The organism is Methylocystis sp. (genome assembly GCF_050246715.1).
Taxonomy (GTDB): Bacteria; Pseudomonadota; Alphaproteobacteria; order Rhizobiales; family Beijerinckiaceae; genus Methylocystis.
In genome coordinates, this window is the sequence record NZ_JBFWVN010000019.1 from 33,477 (window position 1) to 49,753 (window position 16,277).

Below are 16,277 nucleotides of genomic sequence, written 5' to 3' on the forward strand. Positions count from 1 at the left end.
AAGACCTGCGGACCGGATGAGGCAATGACTTCTTCTTCGACCGTGCTGGTGATCGACGACGAGCTTCGTTCGCGCGAGGCGCTGCAACGTGTCCTTTGCGACGAATTCGACGTGATCTGCGTCTCGAGAGCCAAGGAAGCGGAAGGTGTGCTCGACGGGGAGCTCGTGCAAGTCATTCTCTGCGATCACAGGATGGCGGGCGAAAGCGGCGTCGATTTCCTCAAGCGGGCCCGTATCTCCTGGCCCGATCCGATTCGCATCATCATCTCCGGCTATACCGAGTCCGAAGATATCATTGCCGGCGTCAATGAAGCCGGCATCTATCAATATATCACCAAGCCGTGGGAGCCGGAGAAGCTGCTGGCCAGCGTGCGCGACGCGGCGCAGCTCTATCGCTATCAGAAGGAGGTTGGCGCCGGTCTCGACAATAAGCCCGCCGCCAAGGTGCTGAACGAGCAGATCGCGACGCGCCGCCGCAAGGAGCGGCGGCTCTTTGAATTCAGCCGCATCATCCACCATCCGGATAGTCCGGTTGCGCCTGTCGTCGCACTGGCGCGCAAGGCGACGGAATATGACATTTCGGTGCTGATCACCGGCGCGTCGGGAACTGGCAAGGAGCTTCTGGCGCGCGCGATTCACTATGGCTCCGACCGCGCCGACAAGCCTTTCGTCGTGCAGAACTGTGGCGCGCTGCCGGACGAGCTTCTGGAGAGCGAACTCTTCGGCTGCAAGAAGGGCGCTTATACTGGCGCCTATCAGGATCGAGTCGGCCTCTTTGAACTCGCCGACGGCGGCTCGATCTTTCTCGACGAAATTGGCGAAACCTCGGCCGCTTTTCAGGTACGCCTGCTGCGGGTGCTGCAAGACGGTGAAATACGCCCGCTCGGCGCGCAGCGACAGCGCAAAGTCAATGTGCGTCTGATCGCGGCGACCAACCGAAGCCTTGAAGACGAAGTCGCGGCGGGACGGTTCCGGCGCGATCTCTATTATCGCGTCGCGGCCTTTCCGATTCATCTGCCGCCGCTCTGCGAGCGTCCGCAGGACATCGAGCTGATCGCCATGCGTATCCTTGCTGACGTCAACCGCAGCTTCAAACGTGGGGTGAAAGGCTTCACGCCAGAGACGCTGGCGCGGCTTGCAAGCTATGACTGGCCGGGAAATGTGCGCGAATTGCACAATGAAATTCAGCGTATGGTGACGCTCTCCGAAAATGATAGATTGCTGCCGGCAAACTTGTTGTCGCCGCGCATTCTCGCGCCGCGATTGGCGAACGGGCATGCAAGCGCGGGCCGTATGCTCAAGACGCGCGTCGAGGCGCTGGAGCGCGAAATGATCGAGGACGCGTTGCGCCGCTTTGACGGCAATATCAGTCGCGCGTCGGAGGAGCTTGGTCTTTCCCGAGTCGGTATGCGCAACAAGATCGAACGCTATGGCGTCGAGCGAGATCTGCGCGATGACGACGAGTAAAATTTCTCGTCCGGCGAATATGATCGATCTCCTCTCGGAGAGCGCCGGCCTGCCGGAAGACGCGCAGACCGAGAATATGTGGCTCGAAGTCATTCATCGGGTCGACGAGGTTTATTCTGATCTCATTCGCTACGAGTCGGATCTCGAAATCAAAAACGCCGAACTCGAGGAAGCGCAGCAGTTCATTTCAAGCGTTATCGCTTCCGTTTCCGATATCCTCGTCGTATGCGACGAGAAGGGCCGCATCCTTCAGGTCAATCCCGCCTTTCAGCGCATCACCGGCATGAGCGAGATACAAATGCTCGGCGCGAGCCTTGCGGAGTTCCTGATCGAGGAGGATCGCGCCGGCGCCCTGCAGAAGATTGCTGAAGGCGTTGCTGGCAGGGTCACGGAATGCGAGCTGCGCTTTCTTGCAGCGGATGGCGCCTCCGATCTCATGGCGATCAATTTCTCCGCCCGGTTCGATCATGCCGGGCGGCGTGTCGGCGCCGTCCTCACCGGACGCCCGATCGGCGAGTTGAAACGCGCCTATGAGGCGCTGCACCGCGCGCATCTTGAATTGCAGCAGGCGCAGCGCAAACTCGTCGAGCAGGAAAAGATGGCGAGCCTGGGTCGGCTCGTCGCGGGCGTCGCGCATGAACTCAACAATCCCATCAGTTTCATTTACGGCAATATCCACACGCTCGACAAATATCGCGGGGCGCTTTCCGAATTTCTCGAAAAGTCCCACGCGAGCGCGCGGAACGACGAGTTGCGGCGCCGTTACAAAATCGACGCCATTCTTGCCGATTTGCCGTCGCTCATCGAAGGCATGATGGACGGCGCGGTTCGCATCAGCGACATTGTCAGGAATTTGCGGCGGCTGTCCTTCAGCCGGCCGGCGGAAACGCAGCGCGTCGATCTTGAGCGCATCGCGCGTACGGCGGCGAATTGGGCGGCGCGCAGCAAGAAGACACGGGCGGAGATTTGCTTCGACTGCGAGAAGGGCGTCGTCATCGAGGCGCATGAGGGGCAGATTCACCAAGTGCTCGTCAATCTCGTCGACAACGCCTTCGATGCGACGAAGGATGTCGCCTCGCCGCGCATCCGCGTCGCAATCCGCAAAACGAACGCGCGCGCGGAAATCGTCGTGGAGGACAATGGTCGCGGACTGTCGGATGTCGTGCTCGACAAAGTGTTCGAGCCGTTCTTCACCACCAAGGTGGTAGGGGAGGGGACGGGCCTTGGCCTTTGGATCAGCTATTCGATCGTCAAGGAACATGGCGGCTCCATCGTCGCGGCCAATCGGCCGGATGGAGGCGCGATTTTCACGGTGCAGCTTCCGATGCAAAGCGCGCCGCCGCAGTTAAGGGCGGACGAATGCGGATGAGCACGGGCGCCTTCAATATCTTGTGGCTTCAGGCCGGAAGTTGCGGCGGCTGCACCATGTCGATGCTTGAGCATGGCTCCGGCGGACTGTTTCAGGAACTCGGAACGCTCGGCGTCAACCTTCTCTGGCATCCGAGCATCAGCGAGGAGACCGGATTGGAGGCGCGCGTCGTTCTGGAGCGCATCGAGACGGGAGAAACGCCGCTCCACGCGCTTTGCATCGAAGGCGCGATTCTCTGCGGACCGGACGGAACAGGTTTCTTTAATCGTCTCGCCGGTACGGATCGCGCCATGCTCGATTGGGCGCGCGCTCTCGCAGCCAAGGCCGATTATTGCGTGGCCATTGGCTCCTGTGCGACCTTTGGCGGCATTCCCGCCGCCGACCCCGATCCCACCGACGCCGTGGGCCTGCAATATCGCAAGGTGGCGCCGGGAGGCGCGCTCGGCGCCGATTATCGCTCGCGACGCGGCCTGCCTGTCATCAATGTCGCGGGCTGCGCGCCACATCCCGGCTGGATCATGGAGACACTCGCGGCGCTGGCGCTCGACGCCATGACGGCGGAAGACCTCGACGCGCTCGGGCGTCCGAAATTCTATGTCGATCATCTCGCGCATCATGGCTGCAGCCGTAACGAATTCTATGAATTCAAGGCGAGCGCGGAAACATTGTCGCAGCGCGGCTGCCTGATGGAGCATCTCGGCTGCAAGGCGACGCAGGCCGCTGGCGATTGCAATCAGCGCGGCTGGAACGGTTCCGGCTCTTGCACCAAAGGCGGCTTCGCTTGCATCGCCTGCACCTCGCCGGGTTTCGAGGATATTCGCGACTATCACCGCACGCCCAAAATCGGCGGCGTGCCGATTGGCTTACCACTCGACATGCCGAAAGCCTGGTTCATGGCGCTCGCCGCCCTGTCGAAATCGGCGACGCCGCAGCGCGTGCGAAGGAACGCGACGGCCGACCATGTCGTCGTGCCGCCGCGCGGCGCGAGAAAGCCGAAGGAATGACGCGCCTTCTTGTCGGACCTTTCAATAGAGTCGAGGGCGATCTCGAAGTCGCGCTCGACATCGAAGACGACGCCGTCGCTTCGGCGCGCGTGACGACGCCGCTCTATCGCGGCTTCGAACAAATACTGATTGGCCGTCCGATACCGGATGCGCTCGCCATCGCGCCGCGAATCTGCGGCATATGCTCGGTTTCGCAATCCATGGCGGCGGCGGCGGCGCTGCGCGCGCTTTATGGAACCGTCCCCGCACCTAATGGGATTGTCGCGGCCAATCTCGCGCATGCGGCCGAGAACATGGCCGATCATCTCACGCATTTTTACATATTCTTCATGCCGGATTTCGCGCGTGCGCAATATGCGGGGCGCAGTTGGCACGGTGCCGCCCTGCGCCGCTTCAAGGCGATCGAAGGCGCGGCGGCGAATGAAGTTCTGCAGGCGCGCCGGCGTCTTCTCGAAATCATGGGGCTCCTTGCCGGCAAATGGCCGCATAGTCTTGCGTTCCAGCCGGGCGGAACGACGAGCGCCATCGATCTTGGGCAGAAGGCGCAACTCGTCGCGATCGCGCGCGAGTTTCGCCGTTTCCTTGAGACGACGGTCTTCGCGGCGCCGCTTGACGCTCCGCTCGGCCTCAAGACTCCTGACGAATTGGAGCGCTTTTGCGAAGGGGAGGGCGCCGAGGGCGATTTCGCCGCCTTTTGCCGCATCGCGCGCGCGCTCGATCTCGAACATCTCGGCCGCGCCGCCAATCCATTGCTGAGCTATGGCGCCTATCGCGGCGAGGCGGGCGCCTTCTTGAACGAAGGCCTGTTCGATCCCGTTACCGGCGCGCTGTCGCCGCTCGACGCCGCCGCAATCCGCGAGGACGTCTCGCACGCCTATATGCGCGACGGCCCGGAAGAGCCGTCGCTCGCGCGTACCGAGCCCTATGTCGATAGGCCCGGCGCTTATTCCTTCGCAAAGGCGCCGCGCCTTCACGGGCGTCCGGCGGAGGTCGGCGCGCTTGCGCGGCTGGCGGTTCATGGCCATCCGCTGGTGCGCGCCCTGCTCGAACGTTCGCGCGGCTCTAATGTTTTCGTGCGCGTCGTCGCGCGTCTCCTCGAGCTTGCGATGGTGGCGTCAGCGACGGAAGACTGGGCGAAGGCGCTGGCGTTGAACGAGCCTTTCTGCGCTGTGGCGCCTCACGATGGGGAGGGCGAAGGCGTCGGCCTCGTCGAAGCCGCCCGCGGTTCGCTCGGACATTGGCTTGGCGCGCACAAGGGAAAGATACGCGCCTACCAGATCATCGCCCCGACGACATGGAACTTCTCGCCGCGCGACGCTTCCGGCGCGGCCGGTCCCGTCGAACAGGCCCTTGTCGGCGCGCCGCTCGAAGGCCATGGCGCGCGCGCCGCTTCCATTCAGCATGTCATCCGATCATTCGATCCCTGCATGGTTTGCACGGCGCATTGACGAGGCTGGCAAGCACCTTTCCGCCGACTGAAAATCGACTAGCCGCCATCGCGCGAAGCTTCCCGTCGGGGCGTCGGTCGATCGCGCTTAGCACCTTGGAATTAAATCAATTTCAATAATTGGCGACGCTTGGCCCGGACCTTGCTCACCCTTTGAAAACAAAGCGCGACGCGAGATCGCGACGAAGGGAAGAAGACGCAGTCAGGAGGAGCGGGAATGGCCGCAATCGAGACTTTTTACGACGTCATTCGCCGACAGGGGGTGACGCGCAGAAGCTTCACGAAATTTTGCAGCCTGACCGCCGCCAGTCTCGGCATGGGCCCGATCGGCGCCGCGAAGATCGCCAATGCGCTCGAAACCAAGGAGCGCACGCCGGTCATCTGGATGCATGGGCTCGAATGCACCTGCTGTTCGGAAAGCTTCATCCGCTCGGCGCATCCGCTGGTGAAAGACGTCGTTCTGTCGATGATCTCGCTTGATTACGACGATACGATCATGGCCGCCGCCGGCCATCAGGCCGAAGCGATCCTCGAAGAGACGAAGCAGAAATATAAGGGCAAATATATCCTCGCCGTCGAAGGCAATCCGCCGCTCAACGAGGGCGGCATGTTCTGCATCGACGGCGGCAAGCCTTTCGTCGAAAAACTGAAATGGATGGCGGATGACGCCATGGCGGTCATCGCCTGGGGCGCCTGCGCCTCATGGGGATGCGTCCAGGCGGCGAAGCCCAATCCCACACAGGCGACGCCGATCGACAAGGTCATCCATGACAAGCCGATCATCAAGGTGCCGGGATGTCCGCCGATCGCCGAAGTCATGACCGGCGTCGTCACCTATATTACGACCTTCGGCAGACTGCCCGAACTCGACCGGCAGGGCCGGCCGAGCATGTTCTATTCGCAGCGCATCCACGACAAATGCTACCGCCGTCCGCATTTCGACGCTGGCCAATTCGTCGAGCAATGGGACGACGAAAGCGCGCGCAAGGGCTACTGCCTCTACAAAATGGGCTGCAAGGGGCCGACGACCTATAACGCCTGCTCCACGGTGCGCTGGAACGGCGGCGTGTCCTTCCCCATCCAATCTGGCCATGGCTGCATCGGCTGCTCGGAGGAAGGGTTCTGGGACAAGGGTCCCTTCTATGAACGGCTGACCAACATTCATCAATTCGGCGTGGAGAAGAACGCGGATGAGATCGGCTTGGCGGCGGCGGGCGTCGTCGGCGTCGCCGTCGTCGCACATGCTGCGGCGACTGCCGTCAAGCGCGTCGTCTCGAAGAACAATGATCACTCGGCCTGAGGCCGCTTCTCCAGGACCATAGCCATGACGCAGCAGCCCATCTCTCAAATTCGCTCGGCCCAGGCGGCTCCGGACGCCGCCCCCGCAATCGCTTCAGCCGGCGTCGACACGCCTAACGGCTTCAAGCTCGACAACAGCGGCAAACGCATAGTCGTCGATCCGGTCACCCGCATCGAAGGCCATCTGCGAGTGGAGGTGAATGTCGATTCGAATAATGTCATCCGCAACGCCGTCTCGACCGGAACGATGTGGCGGGGGATTGAAGTTATTCTCAAGAATCGCGACCCGCGCGACGCCTGGGCCTTCACGGAGCGGATTTGCGGCGTTTGCACCGGCACCCATGCGCTCACCTCGGTGCGCGCCGTCGAAGACGCGCTCGGCATCACCATTCCCGAGAACGCCAATTCGATCCGCAATCTCATGCAGCTCGCGCTGCAGGTGCACGATCACATCGTGCATTTCTATCATCTTCATGCGCTCGACTGGGTCGACGTGGTTTCGGCGCTCAGCGCCGATCCCAAGGCGACTTCGGCGTTGGCGCAATCGATTTCGAGCTGGCCGCTGTCCTCCCCCGGCTACTACAAGGACTTGCAAACGCGCCTGAAAAAGTTTGTCGAGTCCGGCCAGCTCGGTCCCTTCAAGAACGGCTATTGGGGCAGCAAGGCCTATCGGCTGCCGCCCGAAGCCAATCTCATGGCGGTCGCGCATTATCTCGAAGCGCTCGACTTCCAAAAGGAGATCGTGAAAGTCCATACGATTTTCGGCGGCAAGAATCCGCATCCGAATTGGCTCGTCGGCGGCGTTCCCTGTGCGATCAATATCGACGGGACCGGCGCGGTTGGCGCGATCAATATGGAACGCCTGAACCTCGTCGACGGCATCATCGACCAACTGATCGAATTCAACGACAAGGTCTATATCCCCGACATCATGGCCATTGGCTCCTTCTATAAGGATTGGCTCTATGGCGGCGGACTTTCCGGCAAGTCGGTGCTTGCCTATGGCGACGTGCCGGAGCGCGCCAATGACTATACGGACCAAAACCTGCTCTTGCCGCGCGGCGCGATCATCAATGGCAAGCTCGACGAGATTCATCCCGTCGATCATCGCGATCCGGAGGAGATTCAGGAGTTCGTGACGCACTCCTGGTACAAATACGGCGATGAAACCAAGGGGCTGCATCCCTGGGACGGGGTCACCGAGCCGCATTACGAGCTCGGACCCAACGCCAAGGGCACGAAGACCAATATCATCGAGCTCGACGAAAGCGGCAAATACTCCTGGATCAAGGCGCCGCGCTGGCGCGGCCATGCGATGGAAGTCGGCCCGCTGGCGCGCTGGGTCGTCGGCTACGCGCAGGGCAAACCGCAATTCAAGGAGCCGGTCGAGAAAGTGCTGCATGATCTCGACCTGCCGACCTCCGCGCTCTTCTCGACGCTTGGCCGCACGGCGGCGCGCGCGCTCGAGAGCCAATGGGCCGGCTATCAGATGCGGCATTTCTTCGACAAGCTGATCGCCAACATCAAGGCCGGGGATCTGGCGACCGCCAATGTCGAGAAGTGGGAGCCCAAAAGCTGGCCCAAGGAGACGAAGGGCGTCGGCTTCACCGAGGCGCCGCGCGGCGCGCTGGCGCATTGGATCAAGATCAAGGACGGCAAGATCGACAATTACCAATGCGTCGTGCCGACCACCTGGAACGGCTCGCCGCGCGATCCCGCGGGCAATATCGGTGCATTTGAGGCGTCGCTGATGAACACACCGATGGTCGATCCTTCGCAGCCGGTCGAAATCCTGCGCACGATCCACTCCTTCGACCCCTGTCTGGCCTGTTCGACGCATGTGATGAGCGAGGACGGACAGGAGATGGCGAAAGTGCAGGTGCGCTAAAGGAGAGGTTGATGACCGACATTTCGCGTATCGATGTCGCCGACTCTCACGGCGAAAGAGCCGTTGCGCGGCCGACTGTCTATGTCTACGAGGCGCCGGTGCGGCTCTGGCATTGGATCAACGCTCTCGCCATCCTCGTCCTGATCGCCACCGGCTATCTGATCGGCTCCCCCTTGCCGACTGTCGCCGGCGAGGCGTCGCAGCATTTCGTCATGGGCTATATCCGCTTCGCCCATTTCACCTCCGGCCAGATTTTGGCCGTCGGCTTTCTGCTGCGCGGCTATTGGGCGTTCGTCGGCAACGAACATTCGCGGCAAATCTATTACGTGCCGATCTGGCGGGCCTCCTTCTGGAAGGAGCTCGCGCATGAAATTCGCTGGTACGCCTTTCTTGAAAAGGCGCCGATGAAATATGTCGGCCATAATCCGTTGGCGCAGACCGCGATGTTCATCATGTATACGCTGACCGCGGCCTTCATGATCGTCACGGGTTTCGCGCTCTATTCGGAAGGCGAAGGCGCCGACAGCTGGGAGGCGAAGCTCTTCGGCTGGGTCTTCTATATCTGGCCCAATAGCCAGGAAGTGCACACCTGGCATCACCTCGGCATGTATGTGATCGTCACTTTCATCATCATCCACATCTACGCCGCCGTGCGCGAAGACATCATGTCGCGCCAGAGCATCATCTCCTCGATGATCTCGGGCGAGCGTCAGTTCAAGGATGGAGCGTGAACCGTGGCGCGGCGCGTTCTGGTCCTTGGCATCGGCAACATCCTCTGGGGAGATGAAGGCTTTGGCGTGCGCGCGGTGGAGACGCTCCACCGGCGCTACACCCTCCCCGATCACGTCACTGTGCTGGATGGCGGAACGCAGGGACTTTATCTCGTGCAATATGTGCGTGAAGCCGATGACCTTCTCGTGTTCGATGCGATCGATTACGGCCTCCCGCCCGGAACGCTGAAGATCGTGCGCGACGGCGACGTGCCGAAGTTCACCGGCTCGAAAAAGATGAGCCTGCATCAGACCGGCTTTCAGGAAGTGCTGAGCGCCGCCGATCTTCTTGGCGATTATCCTTCGCGCCTAGCCCTTATCGGTTGTCAGCCGCTCGATCTTGAAAACTGGGGCGGCCCATTAACCGCGCCGGTGCGCGACGCGATCGACGAAGCTGTCGAGACGGCGCGTGACATTCTGTTGGGATGGGGCGTCGACTGCGTCCCGCGCGCCGAGCCGCTGTCGCCGGAACAGGCGCTGCTTGGGCATGACATCGATCATCTAAATTACGAAGTCAAAATAAGCGCGGACGCCGCTGGAGAATGGAGGGATCGACATGATCTTCTTGCGAATGATCGTCGTTGCGACGGCGCTCGCTCCTCTCGCGGTGAAGGCGCATCCGGGCGCGCATCCATTCGGGTTCGCTGAGAGCTTGACGCATATTGCGACGCAGTCGGATCATCTTCTCGCGCTGGCGTTCGCCTTCGGCTGGATTTCCATCGTCGCGATCTGCGCCATCGGCGTCGCCTATGCGAGCCGCAAGGCCTTGCGCGTGGACGATTGAAGCGGACGGAGCCGATCCGCCATGTGTCTTGGCGTTCCGATGCGCGTGATCGAGGGCGACGACATGTCGGCGCTTTGCGAAGGCGCCGGACGGGCCGAACGCATCTCCATGTTGCTGATCGGCGCGCAGCCCGCTGGCGTACATGTGCTGGTTCATCTGGGCACGGCGATGCGCGTGCTTGAGGAAGAGGAAGCCGGTTTAATCGCGGCCGCGCTGGCCGGTCTCGACGCGGCGCTCGCCGGGCGGGCCTTCGAATCGCATTTTGCAGATCTTGTGGCCCGCGAGCCGCAGTTGCCCGCCCATTTGAGGCGGGACGAGGAAGCCGGACGCGATATTCCTGAGCGATAAGTTCAATCGCCCCGAACTGAGCGGCTGCAATTAATGCGCAAAGCGCATGGGAAGCGAGGCGATCGGCAAATCATACGGATTCCGGTTGATCCGTTCGCTGGGGCCGTGTCATTCCCGGCAGGCCGAAGGCCTGACCAGGAATCCAGAGCCAATCCAAGAACGCTGGTTTTGCTCTGGATTCCCGACGCGCGCGTTGCGCGCGTCGGGAATGACATCCGAGCAGATCAAACGGATGTCGTATCATTCGGCGAATTATTCGGACAGCAGCTGGCCATCGGCGTCGAAGCGCATTTCGGTTTCGTCGCCGCCCATTTCGATCAGCGCGCGGCTGAGCGCGCCATTGGCGTGATACTCATAGTCATGCCGCAGTTCGACTTCGCCATAGACGATTTTTTCACACCGCAGCAGCCTTTCTTCGGCGTCATAGCTCGCGCGAATATAGGTGTTGCGATGGCCGAGCGCTCCGGACTCGATCGGCGAGACGAGTTTGAGCGGCAGTTTGACGCCCGAATAAGAGAGAAAATAGCGATAGTTTGAAGCGTCGGCGGTCATCGCGTCCCCCGTCATGGCGTCCCCCGTTTCATTATTCGCCATTCCCGCGTCGATTTGAGAACCCCGCCGCTCTGGCGATTCCCGGTCCTTTAAAATTCGAGCCGCGGCTTCGGCGATTAGTTGTGTTATCTCGATAGCGGCTTCCCGGTCCTTTACATGGAACAGTTCGTCATACAGCAGGCGATCGTCGAGCCAATCACGAAATTCCTTTTCGCTCTCCGCGGTGAATGTCCCGTCCTCGGTCACGAATCCGCTCAACGGACCTTCAACCACATAATCGGACGTATAGGGCGAGGACTTTGCGCATTGCGCCCAGATGCGGCCGTCCTGATCGACAAAAGCCAATACGCCATGTTCGCGTTCATCGAGTTTCATCGTCGCCTCATGCGCCGAGAAGCGTCACAGGATTGAGTGATCGAATATCCGGAACGCTCGTTGCCCCGGGGCCGAGAATCCGGCACGGTCATTGCTGGCCGCACGTCTCAGCGCGGCGTAATGTCGTCCGCGCCCGCAAATGAGACAATCAAAAAATTGTCCCCACCCTTGCCGACGCGATGGTCGCGCTGAACCCGAACCAAGAAACAACTGACGAGCGCAGCATCGTCTCCGCCTTTGGAGTAGCCATGCCCCGGCTGCTTTACGGCTCCGCCTGGAAGAAGGAGCGCACCGCGGAGCTGGTGGAATTGGCGCTGCGCTCGGGGTTTCGGGGCGTCGACACCGCCTGTCAGCCACGGCATTACCATGAGCCGGGCGTCGGCGAGGCGCTTTCCGCAGTCTTCAGCAGCGGGCTGGCGGCGCGTTCGGAGACTTACGTTCAAACCAAATTTACGCCCTTCGCCGGGCAGGATCCAAGCAATGTCCCCTACGAACCCCAGGCGGGCCTGACGCAGCAGGTCCGGCAGTCATTTGAGGCGTCGCTCCGCAATCTTCGCGTCGCTCACGTCGATGGCCTTGTGCTGCATTCTCCCTATCCTGACGACAAGGATACGCTCGAAGTCTGGAGGGCTATGGAAAGTCTCTATGATCAAGGGTTGGTCCGTCAGTTGGGGGTGAGCAATTGTTATGAACTGACGCGGCTCGACGCCCTGTGCCAAAAGGCCCGGATCAGGCCGGCGACGATCCAGAACCGCTTTCACGCAAAATCGCATTACGACCGGGAGATACGGGCGTTCTGCGATGAAAGCGGGATCATTTATCAAAGCTTCTGGACCCTCACCGCCAATGCGGAAATCCTGGCCTCGCCCGAGGTGGCCGATCTCGCTGCCGGGTATGTGCGAAGCCCGGCCCAGATATTTTTCCGCTATCTGACGCAGCGCGACATCGTGTGTCTGACGGGCACGTCTTCGAAGACCCATATGGCGCAGGATCTGTCGATCTTTGAATTTCGCTTGAGCCCGGCGGAATGCGAAACATTGGATGCCCTGCTGCGCCGATCCGCCCCATAGGCTCGGCGCGCGGCTCAGGAACATTTGGACGGCGTTTACAATTGTTGGCCCGAGAGTTGCTTGTCGCGGCGCATGGACATAGCCATCGCCGACGGTGAACGGATCAATTTCGGCGCGGTGGCGCCGGAGATCGACGAACTCCTACAGCAAGGGGTCGCCGCCTATCGGCGCGACCGAGCGGCCGCCGACAGGCTCTTCAAGCAAGCTCTTTCAGTCAATCCCGGCGAATTGGCTCCCTATTACTGCCTCTACAAAATCCACACCTATATGGGCAGCCTCGACTTCGCGGCGGATATTGCGACGGAGGGCCTCAAGGAAGCGGTGAAACAGGCGGGATGGCCCGAGGACGCGCGCGAATGGCCGGAAGCGACGCATGCCCAGGACGGGCCGGGGCGTTTTGCGCTCTATACGCTGAAAGCGCTCAGCTTCATCGAGTTGCGCCGGGGAAACCAGGAGGCCGCGCGCGAATATCTCGATCTTCTGTCGAAGAAGGATCCCTATGGCAGCGTCGGTTGGAAGGTCGTTGAGGAGCTTGCGGACCGAACGGCGTGAGCGCGAGGCGCGGCCTTTGCTCGTGAGCCATGGGTCTCTTCGCGACATTTTGCGGAGTCATCGCGAATTTGCCGGCGCCCGGTTGTGCACTGCATTTAAGCACAACGGACGGTGATTTGTATGGAATTTGAACAGGACAGCAGGGAAAACTGGAGTCACAATAATTCCATGTTTCGCATATGCGAAAAGGGGGCCCGGTCTGGCGCGGCGTGGCTGTTCAAAGGAGAACGGCTGTGAACGCGAACAGCGCCACCGAAGGCAGAACAGGCGCTACGTCATCGAGCCTGACGCAACGCGGGACGGCTTTGCGGACGCCCTCTCCCGACGTGGCTCTGTTTGGCATTTACGAAATCTCCAAAATTCTAACAGCGCCGGCGCGCCTCGAATATGCGCTGACAAATGTCGTGAGCGTGCTCAGTTCCTTTATGGACATGCGGCTCGGCATGATTGTCGTGCTGGATCAGAAAGGAGATCCAGAGATCGTCGCAACCTCCGGCTGGGCCGACCCCGGCGGACGGCCCGCGATCGATATATTGCCGCGCAAGATCATCGACCGACTTGTCGCGACGGCCGTGCCGATCGTGATCCAGGATGTGAGCAGCGAACCTTTGTTCGCCGACTCCGTCGAAATCGTTACGCAGCGCCTCGGCGACAAAGTTTCTTTCGTCGGGGTGGCGATCAAGGCCGATGGCGGCGTGATCGGAACTTTGTCGATCAACAGGCTCTGCGAGCGGCCTCCTGGTCACAGTTTCGACGGCGATCTTCGTTTTCTCACGATGATCGCCAATCTCATCGGCCAGACCGTTAAGTTACACCGCATGTTGTCGGCGGACCGCCAGCGCCTGTTGAACGAACAGGCGAGTCTGGAAAAGGCGTTGACCTCGCGGTCGCGAAAGAAACCGCGCGCCCCTTCGCCGGAATTCGCTGGAATCGTGGGAGAGAGCCCGGCGATCGTCGATGTGCTGGAAACGATCGCAGTTGTCGCCAAGTCGAATACGACGGTCCTGCTGCGCGGCGAGAGCGGAACGGGCAAGGAATTGTTTGCCCGCGCGGTTCATGATCTTTCGCCGCGCAGGTCCATGCCTTTCGTCAAGCTGAATTGCGCGGCCTTGCCCGAGAGCGTGCTCGAATCGGAATTGTTCGGGCATGAGCGCGGCGCCTTCACGGGCGCAGTTGCGCAGCGTGCGGGTCGGTTCGAGATGGCGAATGGCGGAACCTTGCTGCTCGACGAAATCGGGGAGATTTCCACTGCGTTTCAGGCGAAGCTGCTGCGCGTGCTGCAGGAGGGCGAATTCGAGCGCGTTGGCGGCACGCGCACGCTGAAGGTGGATGTGCGCTTGATTTTCGCGACGAACAAGAATTTGGAGGAAGCCGTCGCGAAAGGCGAGTTTCGCGCCGATCTATATTACCGCATCAATGTGGTTCCGGTATTTCTGCCGCCACTTCGCGAACGTCCGGGAGACGTTGCGCTGCTCGCCCAGAAATTTCTGGATCGGTTCAATGTCGAAAACGAGCGCAGCCATGTTTTTTCCTCGAGCGCCATCGAAACGCTGCAGCGCTGTTACTTCCCCGGCAATGTGAGAGAGCTGGAGAATTGCGTGCGTCGAACCGCCACTTTGGCGCATGACGACAGCGTCATCGGCGAGGACTTTGCCTGCGCTTCAGGAAAATGTCTCTCCGCGCTGTTGTGGACAGGGAGCGGCAGCGGCGCCTATCGCGGCGCTCAAAACCCGCAGGGTCTGCATGCGGCGGCGACGACGCCGGCAAAGGCCGCCGAGAGAGAGATTAGCCTTGGCCTTCCGGGCGGAGAGACGTCCGCGTCCAAGCACGATGAGTTCGCGTCGGCGTCCGAAAGAGACGAATTCAACGATGGTCCGGGCTATCCGCCGGTGCGACGGATGATCGACAAGGACAAGCTGATTGAAGGGATGGAGAAAGCCGCCTGGGTTCAGGCCAAGGCCGCCCGTCTTCTTGGTTTGTCGCTCCGTCAGGTGAATTACGCGCTCAAGAAATACAATATTGAAGTCAAGAGGTTCTGACACAAGGTCAGAGACCGGTTTGAGCAGGGCGCCGATCGACTCTTGTCTGTCGAATAACAAACATTTGTCGAAAACCATACGATCCCGGCGCGATTTGTCGCCGATCCTTGCGCATAATGCGCTGTCACGTCTGGCATGCGAATTGAAAGCTGGAGATTGGCATAGAACCAGCGAGGAGTCGCGTCATGGCCTATAAGATTGTCGCGTCGCAATGCACGGTGTGCGGCGCCTGCGAGTTCGAATGTCCGAATGCCGCGATTCGCCTAAAGAACGACATGTATATTATCGATCCCAAAAAATGCACCGAATGTGAGGGGCACTTCGACACGCCGCGCTGCGCGGAAGTTTGTCCGGTGGAAAACACCTGCGTGCCCGCCGGCTGATCGCCGGATTAAGGGATGGCGTCGGTCCGACGACGCAGGCCCGCGGATTGGCTTGGCGCCCTGACGTCACATCGCGATAGCCCACACCGAAATTGCCGAGAAAGCGCATTGCGATCCGGGCCGGGCTTATGCGCACGTGGCGGCGCTTGGCCGATTGATCTTTTCCTCTCGGCCAATCCGCTCGAGTCCGTCAATTAATTGAAGCCCCCTTTTGCAGCGCGCCGACCGGCGTTGCGAATACGCCGGTCTCTTCCTCAGCTCTGCGCGGGGGCAATGAGCAGGATATTCTGGAGTGCGCCTTGTCACGCCGCGTCGCGGCCGACGGCCCAACTCGCAGATGCGTCGTCAATGCGCGGTCGCGCGAACAGCCGAACCAAAATTGAGAATTAAGAGAGACAGTCGCCTGCGATCAATCGACCAGCAAGGGCGCGCTTGCCTCATGCGTAGCGATCCGCTCATTCGAATTCGTCGACGCGGTCGCGCTTTTCCTGAACCATCTAGAGCGTGCGCATAGATTTTCGGATCGTCGGTCCGATCGATGTTTTTTTGAAGCAGTCGAAGGTCGAATCCATGTCGAGTTCATAACAGATACAAACTGACGTAGCTTGTATGTTTATATACGGACATATGCTGTCCTGCTATAACCTATTGACAATTAAAGCATTAAACAGACAAGCTCGCTGGCACGCTAGTTGCGATCCGAATGTTAGAGCTTTTTTCAAAGCGCTCCCTGCGCTCGAAATGCAGCGCAAGGTCCAGCGGCCAGAGGGGATCGTCACATGGAATCGCTAGGGACTGAAGCCGGCGTCGCGTCTGAGGAAGTATCTTCTCCGGCGCTTGAAGGGATTATGCAGCAGATTGCGGAGCATAAGGGTTGCGGGACGTCTGGGGGGAGCGGGAAGGCGAGCTGCGGCTCCGGGGCGGGTCAGG

The 16,277-nt window shown here is 60.6% G+C and carries 15 protein-coding genes; 14 read left to right on the forward strand and 1 reads right to left on the reverse strand.

Translation table 11 applies throughout. The features are described from left to right. Positions 1 to 24: 24 nt before the first annotated feature. The 10 genes from AB7I51_RS08450 to AB7I51_RS08495 all read left to right on the forward strand — a co-directional run bounded on the left by AB7I51_RS08450 (position 25) and on the right by AB7I51_RS08495 (position 10,376). The gene (locus AB7I51_RS08450) at positions 25 to 1,467 is read left to right on the forward strand and encodes a sigma-54-dependent transcriptional regulator (RefSeq protein WP_428404778.1); all 1,443 of its coding nucleotides are present in this window, start codon (positions 25 to 27) and stop codon (positions 1,465 to 1,467) included. After that, entirely contained in the window at positions 1,454 to 2,836 is a 1,383-nt protein-coding gene (locus AB7I51_RS08455; protein WP_428404779.1) for a sensor histidine kinase, read from the forward strand. The genes AB7I51_RS08450 and AB7I51_RS08455 overlap by 14 nt, the downstream gene beginning before the upstream one ends. Continuing rightward, positions 2,833 to 3,840, forward strand: a complete 1,008-nt coding sequence (locus AB7I51_RS08460; protein ID WP_428404791.1) for a HupU protein — start codon at positions 2,833 to 2,835, stop codon at positions 3,838 to 3,840. Before AB7I51_RS08455 ends, AB7I51_RS08460 begins: the two co-directional genes overlap by 4 nt. Next, a complete protein-coding gene (locus AB7I51_RS08465; protein ID WP_428404780.1) occupies positions 3,837 to 5,288 on the forward strand; it encodes a nickel-dependent hydrogenase large subunit in 1,452 nt (483 codons plus the stop codon). The genes AB7I51_RS08460 and AB7I51_RS08465 overlap by 4 nt, the downstream gene beginning before the upstream one ends. A gap of 216 nt (positions 5,289 to 5,504) precedes the next feature. Continuing rightward, on the forward strand, positions 5,505 to 6,587 hold the full coding sequence (locus AB7I51_RS08470; protein WP_428404781.1) for a hydrogenase small subunit: 1,083 nt from the start codon (positions 5,505 to 5,507) through the stop codon (positions 6,585 to 6,587). Positions 6,588 to 6,611: 24 nt separating this feature from the next. Next, the gene (locus AB7I51_RS08475) at positions 6,612 to 8,474 is read left to right on the forward strand and encodes a nickel-dependent hydrogenase large subunit (RefSeq protein ID WP_428404782.1); all 1,863 of its coding nucleotides are present in this window, start codon (positions 6,612 to 6,614) and stop codon (positions 8,472 to 8,474) included. A gap of 11 nt (positions 8,475 to 8,485) precedes the next feature. Further along, complete coding sequence (gene cybH, locus AB7I51_RS08480; protein ID WP_428404783.1) at positions 8,486 to 9,205, forward strand: Ni/Fe-hydrogenase, b-type cytochrome subunit; 720 nt, start codon at positions 8,486 to 8,488, stop codon at positions 9,203 to 9,205. Positions 9,206 to 9,208: 3 nt separating this feature from the next. Further along, on the forward strand, positions 9,209 to 9,892 hold the full coding sequence (locus AB7I51_RS08485) for a HyaD/HybD family hydrogenase maturation endopeptidase (protein WP_428404784.1): 684 nt from the start codon (positions 9,209 to 9,211) through the stop codon (positions 9,890 to 9,892). Positions 9,893 to 9,896: 4 nt separating this feature from the next. Next, a complete protein-coding gene (locus tag AB7I51_RS08490) occupies positions 9,897 to 10,028 on the forward strand; it encodes a hypothetical protein (protein WP_428404785.1) in 132 nt (43 codons plus the stop codon). A gap of 21 nt (positions 10,029 to 10,049) precedes the next feature. Beyond that, positions 10,050 to 10,376, forward strand: coding sequence for a HypC/HybG/HupF family hydrogenase formation chaperone (locus AB7I51_RS08495; protein ID WP_428404786.1), 327 nt, complete (start codon positions 10,050 to 10,052; stop codon positions 10,374 to 10,376). Between the two features lie 252 nt (positions 10,377 to 10,628). Here the strand turns inward: AB7I51_RS08495 and AB7I51_RS08500 are convergent, their stop codons facing one another. Then, a complete protein-coding gene (locus AB7I51_RS08500) occupies positions 10,629 to 11,303 on the reverse strand; it encodes a DUF6156 family protein (protein WP_428404787.1) in 675 nt (224 codons plus the stop codon). Between the two features lie 248 nt (positions 11,304 to 11,551). Here AB7I51_RS08500 and AB7I51_RS08505 point away from each other — a divergent pair, with 248 nt between their 5' ends. The 4 genes from AB7I51_RS08505 (at position 11,552) to AB7I51_RS08520 (ending at position 15,347) form a co-directional block, all read left to right on the forward strand. Further along, a complete protein-coding gene (locus AB7I51_RS08505; protein ID WP_428404788.1) occupies positions 11,552 to 12,373 on the forward strand; it encodes an aldo/keto reductase family protein in 822 nt (273 codons plus the stop codon). A 72-nt stretch (positions 12,374 to 12,445) separates the two neighbouring features. Next, complete coding sequence (locus AB7I51_RS08510) at positions 12,446 to 12,925, forward strand: hypothetical protein (RefSeq protein ID WP_428404789.1); 480 nt, start codon at positions 12,446 to 12,448, stop codon at positions 12,923 to 12,925. A gap of 233 nt (positions 12,926 to 13,158) precedes the next feature. Continuing rightward, on the forward strand, positions 13,159 to 14,964 hold the full coding sequence (gene nifA / locus AB7I51_RS08515; RefSeq protein WP_428404790.1) for a nif-specific transcriptional activator NifA: 1,806 nt from the start codon (positions 13,159 to 13,161) through the stop codon (positions 14,962 to 14,964). Positions 14,965 to 15,149: 185 nt separating this feature from the next. Continuing rightward, the gene (locus tag AB7I51_RS08520; RefSeq protein WP_409980230.1) at positions 15,150 to 15,347 is read left to right on the forward strand and encodes a 4Fe-4S binding protein; all 198 of its coding nucleotides are present in this window, start codon (positions 15,150 to 15,152) and stop codon (positions 15,345 to 15,347) included. Positions 15,348 to 16,277 lie beyond the last annotated feature (930 nt).

Excerpts from the sequence above, each read along its gene's own strand:
- AB7I51_RS08460 (WP_428404791.1), top strand. The coding sequence starts at position 2,833 with ATGAGCACGGGCGCCTTCAATATCTTGTGGCTTCAGGCCGGAAGTTGC.
- AB7I51_RS08470 (WP_428404781.1), top strand. The coding sequence starts at position 5,505 with ATGGCCGCAATCGAGACTTTTTACGACGTCATTCGCCGACAGGGGGTG.
- cybH (WP_428404783.1), top strand. The coding sequence starts at position 8,486 with ATGACCGACATTTCGCGTATCGATGTCGCCGACTCTCACGGCGAAAGA.
- AB7I51_RS08505 (WP_428404788.1), top strand. The coding sequence starts at position 11,552 with ATGCCCCGGCTGCTTTACGGCTCCGCCTGGAAGAAGGAGCGCACCGCG.
- AB7I51_RS08475 (WP_428404782.1), top strand. The coding sequence starts at position 6,612 with ATGACGCAGCAGCCCATCTCTCAAATTCGCTCGGCCCAGGCGGCTCCG.
- AB7I51_RS08465 (WP_428404780.1), top strand. The coding sequence starts at position 3,837 with ATGACGCGCCTTCTTGTCGGACCTTTCAATAGAGTCGAGGGCGATCTC.
- AB7I51_RS08455 (WP_428404779.1), top strand. The coding sequence starts at position 1,454 with ATGACGACGAGTAAAATTTCTCGTCCGGCGAATATGATCGATCTCCTC.
- AB7I51_RS08450 (WP_428404778.1), top strand. The coding sequence starts at position 25 with ATGACTTCTTCTTCGACCGTGCTGGTGATCGACGACGAGCTTCGTTCG.
- AB7I51_RS08520 (WP_409980230.1), top strand. The coding sequence starts at position 15,150 with ATGGCCTATAAGATTGTCGCGTCGCAATGCACGGTGTGCGGCGCCTGC.
- AB7I51_RS08495 (WP_428404786.1), top strand. The coding sequence starts at position 10,050 with ATGTGTCTTGGCGTTCCGATGCGCGTGATCGAGGGCGACGACATGTCG.
- AB7I51_RS08510 (WP_428404789.1), top strand. The coding sequence starts at position 12,446 with ATGGACATAGCCATCGCCGACGGTGAACGGATCAATTTCGGCGCGGTG.
- AB7I51_RS08500 (WP_428404787.1), bottom strand. The coding sequence starts at position 11,303 with ATGAAACTCGATGAACGCGAACATGGCGTATTGGCTTTTGTCGATCAG.